The organism is Nocardioides sp. 1609 (genome assembly GCF_004522105.1).
In the GTDB taxonomy this organism is placed as follows: domain Bacteria; phylum Actinomycetota; class Actinomycetes; order Propionibacteriales; family Nocardioidaceae; genus Nocardioides.
This window is the reverse complement of sequence record NZ_SPUJ01000004.1, coordinates 554441-571803: the sequence shown is the minus strand read 5'-3', so window position 1 is coordinate 571803 and position 17363 is coordinate 554441. Positions and strand designations below refer to the sequence as shown.

At 72.7% G+C, this 17363-nt stretch carries 22 protein-coding genes; 8 read left to right on the top strand and 14 right to left on the bottom strand.

What is annotated here, in order from left to right; all coding sequences use genetic code 11:
• Positions 1 to 5: 5 nt before the first annotated feature.
• From rpsQ to rpsJ, 11 genes are read right to left on the bottom strand one after another with little or no spacing between them, the layout of a single operon-like run.
• Entirely contained in the window at positions 6 to 290 is a 285-nt protein-coding gene (gene rpsQ / locus E4623_RS13100) for a 30S ribosomal protein S17 (protein ID WP_134766951.1), read from the bottom strand.
• Entirely contained in the window at positions 287 to 529 is a 243-nt protein-coding gene (gene rpmC, locus E4623_RS13095; RefSeq protein ID WP_134766950.1) for a 50S ribosomal protein L29, read from the bottom strand. Before rpmC ends, rpsQ begins: the two co-directional genes overlap by 4 nt.
• On the bottom strand, positions 529 to 948 hold the full coding sequence (gene rplP / locus E4623_RS13090; protein ID WP_134766949.1) for a 50S ribosomal protein L16: 420 nt from the start codon (positions 946 to 948) through the stop codon (positions 529 to 531). The genes rpmC and rplP overlap by 1 nt, the downstream gene beginning before the upstream one ends.
• A 3-nt stretch (positions 949 to 951) precedes the next feature.
• Positions 952 to 1770, bottom strand: a complete 819-nt coding sequence (gene rpsC, locus E4623_RS13085) for a 30S ribosomal protein S3 (RefSeq protein ID WP_134766948.1) — start codon at positions 1768 to 1770, stop codon at positions 952 to 954.
• Positions 1770 to 2189 carry a 50S ribosomal protein L22 gene (gene rplV, locus E4623_RS13080; protein ID WP_134766947.1) on the bottom strand — a complete coding sequence of 140 codons (420 nt, stop codon included), beginning with the start codon at positions 2187 to 2189 and terminating at the stop codon, positions 1770 to 1772. Before rplV ends, rpsC begins: the two co-directional genes overlap by 1 nt.
• On the bottom strand, positions 2189 to 2470 hold the full coding sequence (gene rpsS / locus E4623_RS13075) for a 30S ribosomal protein S19 (protein WP_134766946.1): 282 nt from the start codon (positions 2468 to 2470) through the stop codon (positions 2189 to 2191). Before rpsS ends, rplV begins: the two co-directional genes overlap by 1 nt.
• A gap of 15 nt (positions 2471 to 2485) precedes the next feature.
• Positions 2486 to 3322: a 50S ribosomal protein L2 gene (gene rplB / locus E4623_RS13070; protein ID WP_134766945.1), complete on the bottom strand. Its 837-nt coding sequence runs from the start codon at positions 3320 to 3322 to the stop codon at positions 2486 to 2488.
• 22 nt (positions 3323 to 3344) lie between these two features.
• Positions 3345 to 3647: a 50S ribosomal protein L23 gene (gene rplW, locus E4623_RS13065; RefSeq protein WP_134766944.1), complete on the bottom strand. Its 303-nt coding sequence runs from the start codon at positions 3645 to 3647 to the stop codon at positions 3345 to 3347.
• Positions 3644 to 4300, bottom strand: a complete 657-nt coding sequence (gene rplD / locus E4623_RS13060) for a 50S ribosomal protein L4 (protein ID WP_134766943.1) — start codon at positions 4298 to 4300, stop codon at positions 3644 to 3646. The genes rplW and rplD overlap by 4 nt, the downstream gene beginning before the upstream one ends.
• A gap of 2 nt (positions 4301 to 4302) precedes the next feature.
• The gene (rplC, locus tag E4623_RS13055; RefSeq protein WP_134766942.1) at positions 4303 to 4959 is read right to left on the bottom strand and encodes a 50S ribosomal protein L3; all 657 of its coding nucleotides are present in this window, start codon (positions 4957 to 4959) and stop codon (positions 4303 to 4305) included.
• 16 nt (positions 4960 to 4975) lie between these two features.
• The gene (gene rpsJ / locus E4623_RS13050; protein WP_008360994.1) at positions 4976 to 5284 is read right to left on the bottom strand and encodes a 30S ribosomal protein S10; all 309 of its coding nucleotides are present in this window, start codon (positions 5282 to 5284) and stop codon (positions 4976 to 4978) included.
• 727 nt (positions 5285 to 6011) lie between these two features.
• On the opposite strand from rpsJ, the gene E4623_RS13045 reads away from it, so the two are divergent.
• From E4623_RS13045 to E4623_RS13020, 6 genes are all read left to right on the top strand, one after another.
• The gene (locus E4623_RS13045) at positions 6012 to 6932 is read left to right on the top strand and encodes a hypothetical protein (protein WP_134766941.1); all 921 of its coding nucleotides are present in this window, start codon (positions 6012 to 6014) and stop codon (positions 6930 to 6932) included.
• The gene (locus E4623_RS13040) at positions 6929 to 7570 is read left to right on the top strand and encodes a DUF4129 domain-containing protein (protein ID WP_134766940.1); all 642 of its coding nucleotides are present in this window, start codon (positions 6929 to 6931) and stop codon (positions 7568 to 7570) included. Before E4623_RS13045 ends, E4623_RS13040 begins: the two co-directional genes overlap by 4 nt.
• A gap of 7 nt (positions 7571 to 7577) precedes the next feature.
• The gene (locus tag E4623_RS13035; protein ID WP_134766939.1) at positions 7578 to 8702 is read left to right on the top strand and encodes a DUF4350 domain-containing protein; all 1125 of its coding nucleotides are present in this window, start codon (positions 7578 to 7580) and stop codon (positions 8700 to 8702) included.
• A gap of 5 nt (positions 8703 to 8707) precedes the next feature.
• On the top strand, positions 8708 to 9709 hold the full coding sequence (locus E4623_RS13030; protein ID WP_134767143.1) for a MoxR family ATPase: 1002 nt from the start codon (positions 8708 to 8710) through the stop codon (positions 9707 to 9709).
• Between the two features lie 10 nt (positions 9710 to 9719).
• Positions 9720 to 11012, top strand: a complete 1293-nt coding sequence (locus E4623_RS13025; RefSeq protein WP_134766938.1) for a DUF58 domain-containing protein — start codon at positions 9720 to 9722, stop codon at positions 11010 to 11012.
• Positions 11013 to 11098: 86 nt separating this feature from the next.
• Positions 11099 to 11983 carry an SGNH/GDSL hydrolase family protein gene (locus tag E4623_RS13020; RefSeq protein WP_134766937.1) on the top strand — a complete coding sequence of 295 codons (885 nt, stop codon included), beginning with the start codon at positions 11099 to 11101 and terminating at the stop codon, positions 11981 to 11983.
• 19 nt (positions 11984 to 12002) lie between these two features.
• Here the strand turns inward: E4623_RS13020 and E4623_RS13015 are convergent, their stop codons facing one another.
• Positions 12003 to 12608 (bottom strand): TetR family transcriptional regulator, encoded by a 606-nt coding sequence (locus E4623_RS13015; RefSeq protein ID WP_134766936.1) that lies wholly within the window; start codon positions 12606 to 12608, stop codon positions 12003 to 12005.
• A 101-nt stretch (positions 12609 to 12709) separates the two neighbouring features.
• Here E4623_RS13015 and E4623_RS13010 point away from each other — a divergent pair, with 101 nt between their 5' ends.
• Positions 12710 to 14149: a DHA2 family efflux MFS transporter permease subunit gene (locus E4623_RS13010; RefSeq protein ID WP_134766935.1), complete on the top strand. Its 1440-nt coding sequence runs from the start codon at positions 12710 to 12712 to the stop codon at positions 14147 to 14149.
• Positions 14150 to 14162: 13 nt separating this feature from the next.
• Here E4623_RS13010 and E4623_RS13005 read toward each other — a convergent pair whose 3' ends face one another.
• Positions 14163 to 15158 carry a stage II sporulation protein M gene (locus tag E4623_RS13005; protein ID WP_134766934.1) on the bottom strand — a complete coding sequence of 332 codons (996 nt, stop codon included), beginning with the start codon at positions 15156 to 15158 and terminating at the stop codon, positions 14163 to 14165.
• Between the two features lie 80 nt (positions 15159 to 15238).
• Between E4623_RS13005 and E4623_RS13000 the strand changes: the two genes are divergently transcribed.
• The gene (locus E4623_RS13000) at positions 15239 to 16048 is read left to right on the top strand and encodes an RDD family protein (protein WP_134766933.1); all 810 of its coding nucleotides are present in this window, start codon (positions 15239 to 15241) and stop codon (positions 16046 to 16048) included.
• Here the strand turns inward: E4623_RS13000 and E4623_RS12995 are convergent.
• A complete protein-coding gene (locus E4623_RS12995; RefSeq protein WP_245155061.1) occupies positions 16032 to 17333 on the bottom strand; it encodes an MFS transporter in 1302 nt (433 codons plus the stop codon). The genes E4623_RS13000 and E4623_RS12995 overlap by 17 nt on opposite strands.
• Positions 17334 to 17363: the final 30 nt, after the last annotated feature.

Sequence of the window (17363 nt, the reverse complement as noted above, 5' to 3'; positions counted from 1 at the left end):
GGGGACTACTTGGCCTTCTCGAGGACCTGGACGAGGCGCCAACGCTTGGTGGCCGACAGCGGACGGGTCTCCATGATCAGGACCCGGTCGCCGGTGCCGCACTCGTTGTTCTCGTCGTGGGCCTTGAGCCGGCTGGTGCGGCGCATGACCTTGCCGTAGAGCGCGTGCTTGACGCGGTCCTCGACCTCGACCACGACGGTCTTGTCCATCTTGTCGCTGACGACGAGACCCTCACGGGTCTTGCGGGCGTTGCGGCCCTCGGTCGTCGGGGTGCTGGTGCTGTCGCTCATGCGGTTGCCTCGTCCTTCGTGCCCGGGGCGGTCCGGATACCGAGCTCGCGCTCGCGCACCACGGTGTAGATCCGGGCGATGTCCTTCTTGACCGTGCGGAGCCGACCGTGGCTCTCGAGCTGGCCGGTCGCGGCCTGGAAGCGGAGGTTGAACAGCTCCTCCTTCGACTCGCGCAGCTTCGACTCGAGGTCGACGTCGTTGAGCTCGTCGAGCTCGTGGGCCTTCGTGTCGCGGCTCATCAGAACTCACCGGCCTCTCGGGTGATGAAGCGGCACTTCATGGGGAGCTTGTGGATCGCGCGGCGCATGGCCTCGCGAGCCGTCTCCTCGTCGACTCCGGAGAGCTCGAACATGACGCGGCCGGGCTTGACGTTGGCGATCCACCACTCGGGCGAGCCCTTGCCGGAACCCATGCGGGTCTCGGCGGGCTTCTTGGTGAGCGGACGATCGGGGTAGATGTTGATCCAGACCTTGCCACCACGCTTGATGTGGCGGGTCATCGCGATACGGGCCGACTCGATCTGTCGGTTGGTCACGTAGTGACCCTCGATCGCCTGGATGCCGAAGTCACCGAAGGCCAGCGTCGTGCCACCCTTGGCCGATCCACGGCGGTTGGGGTGGTGCTGCTTGCGGTGCTTGACGCGGCGAGGCATCAGCATGGGTCAGGCCTCCGTTCCGGAAGTCGTCGGCGCGGCGGCCGCCTCGGCCGGAGCCTCGGCCGGAGCACCGTCGCGGTCGGCGCGGGTCGGGCGCGAGCCACGGCTCGGGCGCTCGCCGCCACGCTGCGGGCGGTTGCTGCCACCGCGGCCGGGGACGCCGGCGCGGGCTGCAGCCTGGGCCTGGCGCTCGGCACGGGTGCCGGCGACCTCGCCCTTGTAGATCCAGACCTTCACGCCGATGCGGCCGAAGGTGGTCTTGGCCTCGTAGAAGCCGTAGTCGATGTCGGCACGCAGCGTGTGCAGCGGGACGCGACCCTCGCGGTAGAACTCGGTGCGCGACATCTCGGCGCCGTTGAGCCGACCCGAGCACTGGATCCGGATGCCCTTGGCACCCGAGCGCATCGTGGTCTGCATCGCCTTGCGCATCGCGCGACGGAACTGCACGCGGCCGGCGAGCTGCTCGGCGACTCCCTGGGCGACGAGCTGGGCGTCCATCTCGGGCGCCTTGACCTCGAGGATGTTCAGCTGGACCTGCTTGCCGGTCAGCTTCTCGAGCTCGCCACGGATCCGGTCGGCCTCGGCGCCGCGGCGACCGATGACGATGCCGGGACGCGCGGTGTGGATGTCGACGCGCACGCGGTCACGGGTGCGCTCGATCTCGACCTTGGAGATGCCGGCCCGCTCCATGCCCTTGGAGAGCAGCTTGCGGATCGCGACGTCCTCGCCGACGTAGGCCTTGTAGAGCTTGTCGGCGTACCAGCGCGACTTGTGGTCGGTGCTGATGCCGAGGCGGAAGCCGTTCGGGTTGATCTTCTGGCCCATCAGGCACTCCTTCCATTCTTCAGAGCCGACGCGGGCTGGACGACGAGCGTGATGTGGCTGGTGCGCTTGTTGATCCGGGTCGCACGACCCTGCGCACGCGGCCGCCACCGCTTCATCGTGGGGCCCTCGTCGACCATGGCGACCGAGACGACGAGGTCGCTCGCGTCGAGGCCCTCGGTGGTCTCGGCGTTGGCGACGGCGCTCTCGAGGACCTTGTAGACGGTCTCGGAGGCGGCCTGCGGTGCGAACTGCAGCAGCGACAGGGCCTGGTCGACCGGGAGGCCGCGGACCATGTCGACGACACGGCGGGCCTTCATCGGGGTGATCCGCTGGAAGCGGGCACTCGCGAAGGCACCCGGCTGGTCGCCCAGCAGGGAGTCGCGGCGCGCGCTGACGCGGTGACGCTCGGTGGTAGACATCAGCGACGACGCCCCTTCCGGTCTTCCTTGACGTGCCCGCGGTAGGTGCGGGTGGGCGCGAACTCGCCCAGCTTGTGACCGACCATCGAGTCGGTGACGAAGACCGGGACGTGCTTGCGACCGTCGTGGACGGCGATCGTGTGCCCGATGAAGTCCGGGGTGATCATCGAACGACGCGACCAGGTCTTGATGACGTTGTGAGAGCCCTTGGCGTTCTCGGCGTCCACCTTCTTCTGAAGGTGGTCGTCGATGAACGGACCCTTCTTGAGGCTGCGAGGCATCTGTCTACTTCCCTATCAGCGCTTGTTCTTGCCGGACTTGCGCCGGCGGATGATCTGGGAGTCGCTCGCCTTGCGCTTGCGCGTGCGACCCTCGGGCTTGCCCCAGGGGGACACCGGGTGACGGCCACCCGAGGTCTTGCCCTCGCCACCACCGTGCGGGTGGTCGACGGGGTTCATGACGACACCGCGGACGGTCGGGCGCTTGCCCTTCCAGCGCATGCGGCCGGCCTTGCCCCAGTTGATGTTGGACTGCTCGGCGTTGCCGACCTCGCCCACCGTGGCGCGGCAGCGCACGTCGACGAAGCGCATCTCGCCCGAGGGCATGCGGACCGTGGCGCGCGAGCCCTCACGGGCGACGAGCTGGGCGCTGATGCCGGCGGAGCGGGCGATCTTGGCACCGCCGCCGGGGCGGAGCTCGATGCAGTGGATCGTCGTACCGACCGGGATGTTGCGCAGCGGCAGGTTGTTGCCGGGCTTGATGTCGGCCGTGGGGCCGGACTCCACGCGGGTGCCCTGGGTGAGGTCCTTCGGCGCGACGATGTAGCGCTTCTCGCCGTCGGAGTAGTGCAGCAGGGCGATGCGGGCGGTGCGGTTCGGGTCGTACTCGATGTGAGCGACCCTGGCCGGCACGCCGTCCTTGTCGTAGCGACGGAAGTCGATGATCCGGTAGGCACGCTTGTGGCCACCACCCTGGTGACGGGTGGTGATCCGGCCCTGGTTGTTGCGGCCGCCCTTCTTGGGCAGCGGACGCGTCAGGGACTTCTCGGGCGTGGTCCGGGTGATCTCGACGAAGTCGGCGACCGACGAGCCACGACGGCCCGGGGTGGTCGGCTTGTACTTGCGGATTGCCATGGGTATCTGGTCCTCTCGCCGCTCAGGCCTGGCCGGCGAAGATGTCGATGCGGTGGCCCTCGGCGAGGCTGACGATGGCGCGCTTGGTGTCCTTGCGCTTGCCGAGGCCGGTCCGCGTGCGGCGGGTCTTGCCCGGGCGGTTCAGCGTGTTCACCGAGGTGACCTTGACGTTGAAGATCTTCTCGACCGCGATCTTGATCTCGGTCTTGTTGGCCTCGGGGTGCACCAGGAAGGTGTACTTGTTGGCGTCGAGGAGGCTGTAGCTCTTCTCGGACACGACCGGCGCGATCAGGATGTCGCGGTGGTCCTTGTGCAGGGTGCTCACTTGTCGTCCTCCTCGGTCTCGGTCACGACGGTGGCGGACGTCGAGCTCGCGGCGGCCACGAAGGCGTCGTAGGAGCCCTGCGTGAAGACCACGTCGTCGGCGGCGAGCACGTCGTAGGTGTTGAGCTGGTCGACGGCGACGATGTGGACCTCGACCGCGTTGCGCAGCGAGAGCCAGGTGACGACGTCGGTGCGCTCGAGCACGACGAGGAAGCGCACGCGCGGGCTGAGCCCGGTGAGCGCGGCCAGGGCCGCCTTGGTCGAGGGGGCCTCACCGGTGACGAGGGACTCGACGACGTGGATCCGCTCGTTGCGGGCCCGGTCGGAGAGCGCCCCGCGGAGGGCGGCGGCCTTCATCTTCTTGGGGGTGCGCTGGCTGTAGTCGCGCGGGTGCGGGCCGTGGACGACGCCACCCCCGGCGAACTGGGGCGCGCGGGTCGAGCCCTGACGGGCGCGGCCGGTGCCCTTCTGCTTGTAGGGCTTGCGGCCACCGCCGCGGACCTCGCCGCGACGCTTGGTCGAGTGGGTGCCCTGACGAGCGGCAGCCTGCTGCGCGACGACGACCTGGTGGATCAACGGGACGTTGACCTCGACGTCGAAGATGGCGGCGGGCAGCTCGGGGGTGACGACCTTGGCCGTGTTGTCGCTAGCCATGCTCAGGCCTCCTGCTTCTTCGCGGCCGAGCGGAGCATGATCAGTCCGCCCTTGGGGCCGGGGACGGCGCCCTTGACGAGGATCAGACCCTTCTCGACATCGACCGCGTGCACGGTGATGTTCTGGGTGGTGACCGTCTCGGTGCCCATGTGGCCGGCCATCCGGGTGCCCTGGAAGACACGACCGGGGGTCGCGCAGGCGCCGATGGAACCCGGCTTGCGGTGGTTGCGGTGGGCACCGTGCGAGGCGCCCACGCCGTGGAAGCCGTGGCGCTTCATGACGCCCGCGAAGCCCTTGCCCTTGCTGGTGCCGGTGACGTCGATGACGTCGCCCGCGGCGAAGGTGTCAGCGGCGAGCTCCTGGCCCACGGTGTAGGCGGACGCGTCGGCGGTGCGGATCTCGACGACGTGGCGGCGCGGCGTGGTGCCGGCCTTGTCGAAGTGTCCGGCCTGCGGCTTGGTGATCTTGCGACCCTCGATCTCGCCGTAGCCGACCTGGATGGCGTTGTAGCCGTCCGGCTCGGGCAGGCGGACCTGGGTCACGACGTTGGTGCTCGCCGCGATCACGGTCACGGGGACGACCTTGTTGTTCTCGTCCCAGAGCTGGGTCATGCCGAGCTTGGTGCCCAGCAGTCCCTTGACGTTGCGTTCGAAAGTCATGGCGTGTCTCCCCGACTCAGAGCTTGATCTCGATGTCGACGCCCGCCGGCAGGTCGAGACGCATCAGCGAGTCGACCGTCTTCGGCGTGGGGTCGATGATGTCGATCAGGCGCTTGTGGGTGCGCATCTCGAAGTGCTCGCGCGAGTCCTTGTACTTGTGGGGCGAGCGGATGACGCAGTACACGTTCTTCTCGGTCGGCAGCGGCACGGGGCCGGCGACCTTCGCACCCGTTCGGGTGACGGTGTCCACGATCTTGCGCGCCGAGGTGTCGATCACCTCGTGGTCATAGGCCTTGAGCCTGATGCGGATCTTCTGTCCCGCCATAGGTAGCTCGTCCTTCTCGCTCGTCCTGCGTGCTTGGGTGTCCTGGCTCCGGGTCCCACCCCCGCGGTCGGGCGTGTCGCCTGGGTCAGAATCTGAATCCCACATGGCGAAGCGCTTCGACTGCTGAGGCTGTCGGCTGAATCGGGTCTCCTGGTGCGGTGCGGCCATGTGTCTGCCACCACCACGTCACCGGTGCGCCGCCCGCTCGGGGCCACGCTGGGAGACGCGATTCAGTAGTCAAGACATGCCGCACCCCGGCAACCCGCCGGAGCAACCTGGATATCTTGGCAGACATCTCGGGCCGTACCAAATCCGACCCCAGGCAGCCGGCAAGGAGCGCCACCGGCGTGGCGTGGCCCCGCGCTCCCCCACCCCCGAGGGCGGGCGTGTCGCGGTCCGCGGCGGTGCGCCGCCGCCGACGCCACGGACCTCCTGACAGGATGTGCACCCGTCGACCCGTGACCCCCGTCGAGGAGCCATGTCCGACCAGCAGTCCTACCCTCCCCCCGGTTCGCCCCCTCCCCCGGGCGCCCCGCCGCCGAACGAGCCCGCCCCGGCGCGCTGGGCCCAGCCGGCCGCTCCGGCGCCCGGCCGGCCCGGGGCCCCGGCCGGCCCCCCGCCGCCGCCGGGCTGGCAGCCGGGCGGACAGCCTGGTTGGCAGCCGGGCGGACAACCGGGTTGGCAGCCGGCGCCGGGGATGCTCGGTGCCGCGCACAAGCCGGGCGCCATGCCCCTGCACCCGCTCTCGCTCGGCGCGATCTACGACGCCTCGTTCCGGATCATCCGGTTCAACCCCAAGGCGACGGTCGGCTCCGCCGTGCTCGTCGCGGCCGTCGCCATGGCGATCCCGGTGCTGCTCACCGCCGTGCTCACCTTCACCGTCGGCCTCACCCTCGACACCTCGGGCACCGGCGAGATCAGTGACACCGACCTGCTCGGCACGCTGGTCGCCTACGGGTCCGTCGGGCTCGCCTCGGTGCTGCAGAGCATCGGCATCATCTTCGTGACCGGGATGGTGGCCCACGTGACGAAGGCGGCGGCGGTCGGCCGCCGGCTCTCGCTCGGCGAGGCCTGGGCGGCCACCCACGGACGACGGTGGCGGCTGGTCGGGCTGGCCACCGTGCTCGGGCTGGCCCTGACCGTCATCATCGCCGTCTACGTCGTGTTCTGGGTGCTGCTGGTCGTCCTCGCCGACGTCGTCGTGATCGTCGTCGTCGGGCTGCTGTCGGTGCCGTTGTTCCTGGCGCTGCTGACCTGGTTCTGGATCCGCTTCTACTACCTGCCGGTGCCCGCCCTCATGCTGGAGCGGCTCGGCGTCCTCTCCAGCATCGGCCGCGGCTACCGGCTCACCCGCGACCAGTTCTGGCGCACGCTGGGCATCGGGCTGCTCACCGTCCTGATCGCCGGGACCGCCGCCCAGGTGCTGAGCTTCCCGTTCTCGCTGGTGGCGCAGATCGGGTCGCTGGCGGCCGGAGAGTACGGCGCGCTGGTCTTCGTCCTCGGCACCGCGATCGCCCAGGTGCTGTCGACGGCGTTCGTCGCCCCGTTCAGCGCCGCGGTCACGTCGGTGCAGTACCTCGACCAGCGGATGCGCAAGGAGGCCTACGACGTCGAGCTGATGCGGGAGGCCGGGGTCCTCGACACGTGATCGCGTCCACCGGGCTCGCGGGCCTCGCCGGCCGGGCCGCCGACCCGCCGCTCGACCCGTCGGCCGACGAGGCCCGCCGGCTGCTCCAGGCCGAGCTCGCCAAGCCGGACTACTACGACGACGACCTGCTCCAGCGCCTGCTGGACTGGATCGACCGACGCGTCGACGGCGCCATCGACGGGGCCAGCAGCATGCCCCCGCTCACCTGGTTCGCGATCACGGTGCTCGTCGTCGGCCTGGTCGGCGGGGTCGGGCTCCTCCTCGCGCGGGCCCGGGGGACCGCGCGGCACGCCCCCGACCGGGTCGGCGCGGTCCTCACCGACGAGGTCGCCACCGCCGCCGAGCTCCGCGGGCGGGCCGAGCGGGCGCTCGCCGAGGGCCGGTACGCCGACGCGGTCGTCGACGGCTTCCGCGCCCTCGCGCGCCGACAGGTCGAGCGCGGGCGCCTCGACGACTCCCCCGGCATCACCGCCCACGAGGTCGCCGCGGCGCTGGCCTCCACCTACCCCGACCGTCGCGACCGCACCGCCGCCGGCGCCGACCTCTTCGACGCCGTCAGGTACGGCGAGCGCCCGGCCACGCGCGACCAGGCCGTCGCCGTCCTCGACCTCGACCGCGAGCTGGCGGGCACCCGGTGAGCACCCGGTGAGCAGCACCGTCGCCGCCGCGCGCCCCGGACTCGGCCGCCGCCACCGCAGCACCCTGGTCGTCGTGGCCGCGCTCGCCGCGGCGGTGGCCGTGGTGCTGGTGCTGGGCACGGGCGACGACGGGCGCACCGCCCGCCTCGACCCCGACAGCTCCGGCGGCGAGGGCGCCCAGGCCGTCGCCGGCGTGCTCGACGACGAGGGCGTCGACCTCGAGGTCGTCCGCTCCGCCGACGCGTTCGACGAGGCCGGGGTCGACGCCGGCACGACCGTCGTGGTGACCTCCGCCGACCAGCTCGGCGAGAGCACGGTGGACCGGCTCGTCGACCATGCGCGCGGCGCCCGGGTCGTCGTCCTCGAGCCCGGCCCCGAGCTGCTCGCCCTGCTGGGCACGGGCGGGTCGGTCACCCCCCTCGACACCGAGGACGTCGTCCCGGCCGACTGCTACGACCCGCTCTACGCCGGGCTCGAGATCGAGGTCGACCGGGGCGTCGGCGTGCCCGGGGCGACGTCCTGCTTCGACGGCGCGCTCGGCGTGACCGACGACCTCGTGCTCCTCGGCGCCGGCGACCTGGTCACCAACGACCAGGTGACCCGCGCCGACAACGCCGCCGTCGCGCTGCGGATGCTCGGCCAGGACGACCGCCTCGTCTGGTACGTCGCGTCGTACGACGACCTCACCGGCGACGACGGCGTCGACGTCTGGTCGCTGGTGCCCGACTGGATCCGTCCCGGCCTCGCCGTCGTCGTCCTCGCCGTCGTCGGGCTGATCTTCTGGCGCGGACGCCGCCTCGGGCCGCTGGCGATCGAGCCGATGCCCGTGGCGGTCAAGGCCATCGAGACCACCCGGAGCCGGGGCCGGCTCTACCGCCGCGCCGGCGACCGGGCGCACGCCGCCGGGGCGCTGCGGGCCGCCACCCGGTCCCGGGCCCGGGACCGGCTCGGGCTCGGGGCCGGCACCGACGAGGCCGCCCTGGTGCGCGACCTCGCCCGCCACGTCGGGCGGCACGAGGCCGACCTCGCCGCCCTGGTCGGCTCCGGCGGACCCGTGCCCGGCACCGACCGTGACCTGATCGCCCTCGCCCACGCCCTGACCGCCCTCGAGGAAGAGGTACGCCGTTCATGACCGAGATGTCGCTCGACAAGCCGGACGACCGACCCGACGGTCCCCCGGACCGCCCGGACGCCGACGCGCGGGCCCGCCTGGTCGCCGTCCGCCACGAGGTCGCCAAGGCCGTCGTCGGCCAGGACGCCGCCGTCTCGGGCCTGCTCGTGGCGATGCTCTGCGGCGGGCACGTGCTGATGGAGGGCGTGCCCGGCACCGCGAAGACGCTGCTCGTGCGCACCCTCGCGGCGTCGTTGTCGGTGGAGACCCGGCGGGTGCAGTTCACCCCCGACCTGATGCCCGGCGACATCACCGGCTCGATGGTCATCGACTCGCACGCCGGTGAGCTGTCGTTCCGCGGCGGCCCGGTCTTCACCAACCTGCTGCTGGCCGACGAGATCAACCGGACGCCGCCCAAGACGCAGTCGGCGCTGCTCGAGGCGATGGAGGAGGGCCAGGTCTCCGTCGACGGCGTGACGCACCCGCTGCCGAAGCCGTTCCTCGTGGCCGCGACCCAGAACCCCGTGGAGTACGAGGGCACCTACCCGCTCCCCGAGGCGCAGCTCGACCGGTTCCTGCTCAAGGTGGTGCTGCCGATCCCGGCCCGCGACGCCGAGATCGAGATCCTCAACCGGCACGCCGGCGGGTTCGACCCGCGCGACGTCGCGGCCGCCGGCGTCCGTGCCGTCGCGGGTGCCGCCGACATCGAGGCCGGCCAGCGCGCCGTCCGCGGGGTGCAGGTCAGCCCCGAGATGGCCGCCTACATCGTCGACATCGCGCGGGCCACGCGCGAGTCGCCGTCGCTCTCGCTCGGCGTCAGCCCCCGCGGCGCCACCGCGCTGCTCCGCGCCGCCCGCGCGTGGGCGTGGCTGTCGGGCCGCGACTTCGTCACCCCCGACGACGTGAAGGCGCTCGCCCACGCCACGCTCGTGCACCGGCTCGGGCTGCGTCCGGAGGCCGAGCTCGAGGGCGTCGACGTGGCACAGGTGCTGGCCTCCGCGCTGGCCTCGGTCCCGGTCCCGCGGTAGGCCGTCGCCCGTGTCGATCACCGGCCGCGTGCCGCTCCTCCTGCTGCTGGGCGTCGTGCCCGTCGTGCTGCGACCGGCCGGCAGCACCGTGTGGCTGTGGGTGCTGCTCGTCGGGCTCCTCGGGCTGGCCGACTGGCTGCTCGCGCCGCGGCCGGCCGCGCTGGAGCTCTCGCGGCGCCCGACGCCCGCGGTCCGGATGAACCACCCCGCCGAGACCCTGCTGCTCGTCACCAACACCTCGACCCGCACGGTGCGCGGCGTCGTCCGCGACGCCTGGCAGCCCACGGCGGGGGCGAGCGGCAACCGGCACGGCCTCCGGCTCGCCCCCGGCGACCGCGCCGCCCTGGTCACGCCCCTGCTGCCGCGACGCCGCGGCGACCTCCGCGCGTTCGGGGTGACGGTGCGCCTGCCCGGCCCGCTGGGTCTCGTCGCCCGGCAGCGGAGCGTCGAGGTGCCCGGCACGGTGCGCGCGCTGCCGCCGTTCGACTCCCGCAAGCACCTGCCGTCGCGACTGGCCCGGCTGCGCGACCTCGACGGACGCAGCGCCGTCCGGGTGCGCGGGCAGGGCACGGAGTTCGACTCGCTACGCGAGTACGTGCGCGGCGACGACGTCCGCTCGATCGACTGGCGCGCCTCGGCCCGCACCTCGAACGTCGTCGTGCGCACCTGGCAGCCCGAGCGCGACCGCCGGGTGGTGCTGGTGCTCGACACGTCGCGCACGTCGGCCGGCCGCGTCGACGACGTCCCCCGGCTCGACTCGGCGATGGACGCCGCCCTGCTGCTGGCCGCGCTCGCGGCGCGCGCCGGTGACCGGATCGACTTCGTCGCCGGCGACCGGCGGGTCCGGGCCCGGCTGCGCTCGGCCGGCGTGCGCGAGGTCGCGGCACGCCTGCAGGACACGATGGCCGACCTCGATCCGGTGATCGCCGAGGCCGACTGGGACGCGCTCGCGGGCGCCGTCCAGGGGTTCGGCCGGCAGCGGGCGCTCGTCGTCCTGCTGACGCCGCTGGAGCCATCGGCGGTCGAGGAGGGCCTGCTGACCGTGCTGCCGACGCTGACCCGGCACCACCGCGTCGTCCTGGCCTCGGTGCGCGACCCCGAGCTCGACCGGCTCACCGCGGCGCGCGACACGATCGACGAGGTCTACGACGCCGCGGCGGCCGAGCAGGCCCAGAGCCGGCGGGTGCGCACGGCCGCGCTGCTCACCCGGCTCGGGGTCGACGTCGTCGACGCGGACGCCGAGCGGCTGCCGCCGGCGCTGGCCGACCACTACCTCGGGCTGAAGGCGCGCGGGCTCCTCTGACGAACGGGGCCCGGTGCCGCCGACCGCGGCTCCCCTGAGCGAGCCGGGGCCTACCCGTGACAGCGTGTCGCGGCTAGGGTCGGCTCATGCGCCGCCTGCTGCTGGTCCTCGCCGTGCTCGTGCTCACCGCGACCGGGCTGGTCGCGCCCACGTCGACGGCCGCCCCCGCCGCTCCGGCGGTCGCGACCACTCCCGACCCGCCGCTGCGGTACGTCGCGCTCGGGGACTCCTACAGCGCGGCCTCCGGCGTCCTGCCGCCGGACCCGACGGCACCGCTGGTCTGCCTGCGCTCGGCGCGCAGCTACCCGCACGTCCTCGCCGCCCGCACCGGCGCGCGGTTGACCGACGTCACCTGCGGGGCCGCCGAGACCGGCGACTTCTTCGAGGGCCAGCACCCCGGCATCGCACCCCAGCTCGACGCCCTCTCGCGGCGCACCGACCTGGTGACGATGACGATCGGGGGCAACGACAGCGGCGTCTTCATCGGCGCGATCCTGGCGTGCGGGGTCGCGGGCGTCTCGAGCCTGGGCCGGGGCAACCCGTGCGAGCAGCAGCACGGCGACTCGTTCGAGCGGACCGTCCGCGAGACCACCTACCCGTCGTTGGTCAGGGCGCTGCGCGCGGTCCACCGACGCGCCCCGAACGCCCGGGTGGCGATCCTGGGCTACCCGTGGATCGTGCCGAGGCGCGAGGGGTGCTTCGCCCAGATGCCGATCGCCCGCGGCGACGTCCCGTACCTGCGCAGCCTCCAGCGCACCCTCAACGGCGCGGTGCGCCGGGCCGCCCGCGCCACCGGGTCGACGTACGTGAACCTGAACCGCGTCTCGGACGGGCACGACGCGTGCCAGCCGATCGGCACCCGCTGGGTCGAGCCGATCCTGCTCGGCATCAACCCGGTCGTCGTCCACCCCAACGCGCTCGGCGAGCGGGCGATGGCACGCCAGGTGGTACGGCGCCTGGGCCTGCGCTGAGCGCCCGGCGCCGGCGCAGTCACCGTCCCGGGCTGCGCACCACCCGGCAGGCCTGCGCGTAGGTCTCCAGCAGGTCGACGGCACGGCCCGCCTCGCGGGCCCCGGCCCACCGGTCGAGCGAGACCCGGACCGCGACCCCGGCCGTCTCGACGACGAGTCGTGGCTCCAGGTCGTCGTCGGCCCCCACGAGCCGGACCAGGTGCCCGACGAGGGCGTCGAGCCGCTCCTCGTCGACCGCGGCGGCCGCCAGCCGCAACGCGGGCTCGGCTCGCATCAGCCGGCGCACCCGGAGCAGCAGCCGGCCGGCCTCGCTGCGTCCGTCGTCGAGGGCGAGGAGCACCTCGCGCCACACCTCCTCGAGCTGGTCGAGCAGCGGCCGGTCGGCGCTGAGGCCGGCGAGCATGGCCTCGACCCGCTCGTCGAGCTCGACGTGCGGCACCAGGGCCGCGCGCTCCTTGGAGGGGAAGTAGCGGAAGAACGTGCGCGGCGAGATCCCGGCGGCGCGGGCGATGTCGTCGACGGTGGTGCCGTCGACCCCGCCGGCCTCGAAGAGGTCGAGGGCGGCATCGCCGATCTCCCGCTCGGTCTGGCGGCGGCGCCGCTCCCGGAGCGCGATCTCGGTCATCCGGTGAGCATAGGGGAACAACGCCTCCGGACGCCGTGTTGGCACTGACTGCCAGGTTGACCCAGACTGACTACACCACCACCGCGTCCAGGAGCTCCCCCGTGACCACCACCACCCCCGACGCGCCGACCGCGGCGCCCGGCCGGATCCCCGGCGCCAACCGGCTCATCGCGCTGCTCGTCGGCTCGGCGTTCGTCGTCATCCTCAACGAGACCATCATGAGCGTCGCGCTGCCCGAGCTGATGCGCGAGTTCGACGTGCCGGCGACGACGGCGCAGTGGCTGACGACCGCGTTCCTGCTCACCATGGCCGTCGTCATCCCGATCACCGGGTTCCTGCTGACCCGCTTCCCGCTGCGCGCGGTCTTCGTCGCGGCCATGACGTCGTTCAGCATCGGCACGCTGGTCGCGGCCACGGCGCCGGCCTTCCCGCTGCTCGTGACCGGGCGCGTGGTGCAGGCCGTCGGCACCGCGTTGATGATGCCGCTGCTCATCACCACGATCCTCAACCTCGTCGAGCCCGAGCGCCGCGGCCGGATGATGGGCACGGTCTCGATCGTCATCTCCGTCGCGCCCGCCATCGGGCCGACGGTCTCCGGGCTGGTGCTCCACTCGCTGTCCTGGCGCTGGATGTTCTGGATCGTGCTGCCGATCGCCCTGCTGTCGCTCGCCCTGGGCGCGACCTGGGTCCGCAACGTGACCGAGCCGCGCCTCGTGCGGATCGACGCCGGCTCCGTCGTCCTGTCCGCGCTGGCGTTCAGCGGCCTGATCTACGGGCCCAGCAGCATCGGCGAGAGCGCGACCGGGCACACGGCGGTGCCGGTCTGGATCCCGCTGGTCGTCGGCGCGCTCGCCCTCGCGGGGTTCGTCGTCCGGCAGGTGCGGCTCGGGGACCGGGCCCTGCTGGACCTGCGCGTGTTCGCGACCCGGTCCTTCACCATCGCCGTCAGCCTCGTCGCCGTCAGCATGATGGCGCTCTTCGGGACGCTGATCCTGCTGCCGCTCTACCTGCAGGACGTGCTCGGCCTCTCGACCCTCCAGACCGGTCTCGTGCTGCTCCCCGGCGGCCTGACGATGGGCCTGCTCGCGCCGGTCGTCGGCCGGGCCTTCGACCGCGTCGGCCCACGCCCGCTGGTCGCCCCCGGCGCCGCCGTCACGAGCGTCGCGCTCTGGGGCATGACAACCCTGGACGTCGACACCTCCCGGCCGACCGTCGTCGCGCTGCACGTCGTCATGAGCATCGGTCTCGCGCTGATGTTCACGCCGTTGATGACCTCGGCCCTCGGGTCCCTGCCGCAGCAGCTCTACTCGCACGGCAGCGCGATCGTCTCCACGCTCCAGCAGGTCGCCGGCGCGGCGGGCACCGCGCTGTTCATCACCGTGATGACCCGGCGGGCGACCTCGGCCGCCGACGCCGGCACGCCGCTCGTCGACGCGACCGCCGAGGGCATCCACGCCGCCCTGGTGTACGGCGGGGTGATCTCGACCGCCGCCGTCCTGGTCGCGCTGCTGGTACGACGTCCGGTGCCGGTCGAGGTCTGACCGGCGGCGCGGGTCAGGCCTGGGTGGCGACCCGGTCCTCCAGCAGGTCGGCCGACAGGTCACCGGTCTCGCCCTCGTCGACGGCACGCCGTCCGAGGGTGAAGACGTAGAGGACGAAGACCGCGAGCGCCAGCGCGCCGATGCCGATCCGCGCCCAGGTCGGCAGCGGCGACGGCGTCACGAAGGCCTCGATGACGCCGCTCACCAGCAGCACGACGACCAGGCCGAGGGAGACGGTGATGGCGGTGCGGCCCTCCCGGGCCATCGACTGCGCGCGGGTGAGTGATCCCGGTTCGACGAACGACCAGAACAGCCGCAGCCCGAAGCCCGCCGCCACGAAGACCGCGGTCAGCTCGAGCAGCCCGTGCGGCAGGATCAGGCCGAAGAAGAGGTCGCCGCGGTCGTGGCGGATCATGATCGAGCCGATGACGGCGACGTTCAGCAGGTTGTTGAAGAGCAGGATCACCACTGGGAACCCGAGCACGCCGAAGGCGATGCAGAGGGCCGCCACCCAGGCGTTGTTGATCCACACCCGGGCCGCAAAGCTCTGGGCGGGGTTCTCGCTGTAGTAGCTCTCGAAGTCGTTGTCGACGAGCTGGTCGACCTCGGCCGGGCTCAGCAGGTTCTGCTCGACGCTCGGGTGCTCGAGCAGCCACAGCAGCATCACCGCCATCACGACGACGTTCGCGACCCACGTGCCGATCCACCACCAGCGCAGCCGGTACAGCGCCGCCGGGAAGCGGTGGGTGAAGAACCTGCCGAAGCGCGCCCACGTGGAGGTACGGGTGCCGACGAGCCTGATCCGGGTGCGTGCGAGCAGCGACGACAGGTAGGCGATGAGGTGGCTGTCGGGCGACGACGTGCGGACGACGGACAGGTGCGTCGCGACCTGCTGGTAGCGCTCGACGAGCTCGTCGCTCTCGGGGCCGGACAGCCGGCCCCGCTGGGCGAGCGCCTCGAGCCGCTCCCACTCGTGCGAGTGCGCGAGCACGTAGGCGTCGAGATCCACGCGGCCACCCTAGCGAGGCTCCGCAGCGCGGCCGCCGACGTCCCGACGGCTCCGTGCCCGCACGTGGAAGACTGACGCCGATGCCAGCACGCGAGTTCAACATGCTCACCAGTGACGACCTCGTCACCGGTGAGGCGGTCGCGCTCGACCTCCCCCCGGCCGGGCTGGGATCGCGGATGGCGTCGGGGATCATCGACGTCGTCGCGACGATCGGGACGCTCGTCGTGCTGGCGATCGTCATCGGCGTCGCTGCGATCAACGTCGACCCGGCCTTGGCGGACGCGATGCTGATCCTCACCACGGTCCTCGTGTTCGTCGTGGTGCCGACCACGCTCGAGACCCTGACCCGCGGCCGGTCGCTGGGCAAGCTGGCGCTCGGCCTGCGCACCGTGCGCGACGACGCCGGCCCGATCTCCTTCCAGCACGCCCTGATCCGCTCGCTGGTCGGGTTCGTCGAGGTCTACGCGTTCTTCGGCGCCCCCGCCTTCCTCTCGGCCCTGGTGAGCGGTCGCGGCAAGCGGCTCGGCGACTACGCCGCGGGCACCTACGTCGTCCGCAGCCGGGTCGCCCTCTCGCTCCCCCACCCGCCGCTCGCGCCACCGCACCTCGCCGCGTGGGCGGCGCGAGCCGACATCACCTCGCTGCCCACCGGGCTCGCGCTGGCCGTGCGGCAGTACCTCGGGCGGCTGCCCACGCTCGACCCCGCCTCGCGGGTCCGCGTCGGCACCCGGCTGGCCGAGCAGGTCTCCGAGCACGTGGCCCCCCTGCCGCCGCACGGCACCGCGCCGGAGGACTTCCTCGCCGCCGTCGTCGCCGCCCGCCGCGACCGCGACCTGGACCGGCTGCGGCGCCAGGACGAGGTCCGCCGGCGGCTCACGTCGCGGGCGTGACCTGCCTCGAGGGCGGGTCCCGCGGGATCGCCAGCACGGCGAACGCCGCCGCGAGGCACAGGACGCCGGCGGTCATCCACGCCGCGTAGTAGTCGCCGGTGCCCTGGCGGACGAGGCCCGCGAAGCTCGCCGCGACGCCCGCACCGACCATGTGCGCGGCGAAGACCCAGCCGAAGACGACCCCGGCCCGCTCGGCGCCGAAGTGGGCGCGGCAGAGCGCGACCGTCGGCGGCACGGTCGCGACCCAGTCCAGTCCGTAGAAGACGATGAACACGAACAGGCTCGGGTGCACCACGTCGGCGAGCAGGTAGGGCACGGCGAGCAGCGACAGCCCGCGGAAGAGGTAGTAGACCAGCAGCAGGTGCCGGCTGTCGACGCGGTCGGTGAGCCAGCCGCTGGCCACGGTGCCGACGATGTCGAAGATCCCGATCAGCGCGAGCAACGACGCCGCGGTCGTCTCGGGCAGCCCGTGGTCGTGCGACGCCGCGATGAAGTGGGTCCCGATCAGGCCGTTCGTCGACCACCCGCAGATCCAGAACGTGCCGAAGAGGATCCAGAAGACCTTCGACCGGGAGCACTCCCGCAGCGTGTCGATCGCGGTGCGTGCGGCCCCGCGCGTCGGCGCCGCGACCGGGACCGGCGTGGCCAGGCTCGGATCGGCGCCGTACGCCGTCGTCCCGACGCTCGCCGGTGAGTCGGCGAGCAGCAGCAGGACCAGCGGCACCAGCAGGAGCGCGAACGCCGCCACCAGGCCGGCCGCCCAGCGCCAGCCGGGACCGTCCGCGAGGTGGGCGATCGCCGGCAGGAAGACGAGCTGCCCGGTCGAGCTGGCGGCCGAGAACACCCCGACGACGACGCCGCGGTGCCGGACGAACCAGCGGTTGGCGACGATCGCGCCGAAGACGAGGGCGAGCGACCCGGTGCCGACGCCGATCGCGAAGCCCCACAGCAGCCACAGCTGCCAGGCCGACGTCATCACCAGCGTCAGGCCGGAGCCGACCGCCACCAGGCTCAGCGAGGCCGCCACGACCCGGCGCAGCCCGAACCGCTCCATCAACGCTGCCGCGAACGGCGCCGTGAGGCCGTAGACGATCAGGTTGAGGCTGACCGCGCCGCTCGTCGTCCCCCGGGACCAGCCGAACTCGTCCTCGAGCGGACCCAGGAGGGCGCCGGTGGAGGACCGGAAGCCGGCCGCCGCGATCAGCGCGCCCATCGTGATCGCGGCCACCCACCAGGCGCGGTGGAGGCGGCGGGCGCCGCGACGGGACTCGACGGTGGCGCTCACCGGCCCAGCCTAGGAGGCTGCGGCGTCGTC

Coding starts and splice junctions, on each gene's coding strand:
- rpmC (WP_134766950.1), bottom strand. CDS start 529: ATGAGCCGCGACACGAAGGCCCACGAGCTCGACGAGCTCAACGACGTC.
- rplV (WP_134766947.1), bottom strand. CDS start 2,189: ATGTCTACCACCGAGCGTCACCGCGTCAGCGCGCGCCGCGACTCCCTG.
- E4623_RS13015 (WP_134766936.1), bottom strand. CDS start 12,608: ATGACCGAGATCGCGCTCCGGGAGCGGCGCCGCCGCCAGACCGAGCGG.
- rpsJ (WP_008360994.1), bottom strand. CDS start 5,284: ATGGCGGGACAGAAGATCCGCATCAGGCTCAAGGCCTATGACCACGAG.
- rplD (WP_134766943.1), bottom strand. CDS start 4,300: ATGGCTAGCGACAACACGGCCAAGGTCGTCACCCCCGAGCTGCCCGCC.
- E4623_RS13045 (WP_134766941.1), top strand. CDS start 6,012: ATGCCCCTGCACCCGCTCTCGCTCGGCGCGATCTACGACGCCTCGTTC.
- E4623_RS13020 (WP_134766937.1), top strand. CDS start 11,099: ATGCGCCGCCTGCTGCTGGTCCTCGCCGTGCTCGTGCTCACCGCGACC.
- rplP (WP_134766949.1), bottom strand. CDS start 948: ATGCTGATGCCTCGCCGCGTCAAGCACCGCAAGCAGCACCACCCCAAC.
- E4623_RS13030 (WP_134767143.1), top strand. CDS start 8,708: ATGTCGCTCGACAAGCCGGACGACCGACCCGACGGTCCCCCGGACCGC.
- rpsQ (WP_134766951.1), bottom strand. CDS start 290: ATGAGCGACAGCACCAGCACCCCGACGACCGAGGGCCGCAACGCCCGC.
- rpsC (WP_134766948.1), bottom strand. CDS start 1,770: ATGGGCCAGAAGATCAACCCGAACGGCTTCCGCCTCGGCATCAGCACC.
- rplC (WP_134766942.1), bottom strand. CDS start 4,959: ATGACTTTCGAACGCAACGTCAAGGGACTGCTGGGCACCAAGCTCGGC.
- rpsS (WP_134766946.1), bottom strand. CDS start 2,470: ATGCCTCGCAGCCTCAAGAAGGGTCCGTTCATCGACGACCACCTTCAG.
- rplB (WP_134766945.1), bottom strand. CDS start 3,322: ATGGCAATCCGCAAGTACAAGCCGACCACCCCGGGCCGTCGTGGCTCG.
- E4623_RS13000 (WP_134766933.1), top strand. CDS start 15,239: ATGCCAGCACGCGAGTTCAACATGCTCACCAGTGACGACCTCGTCACC.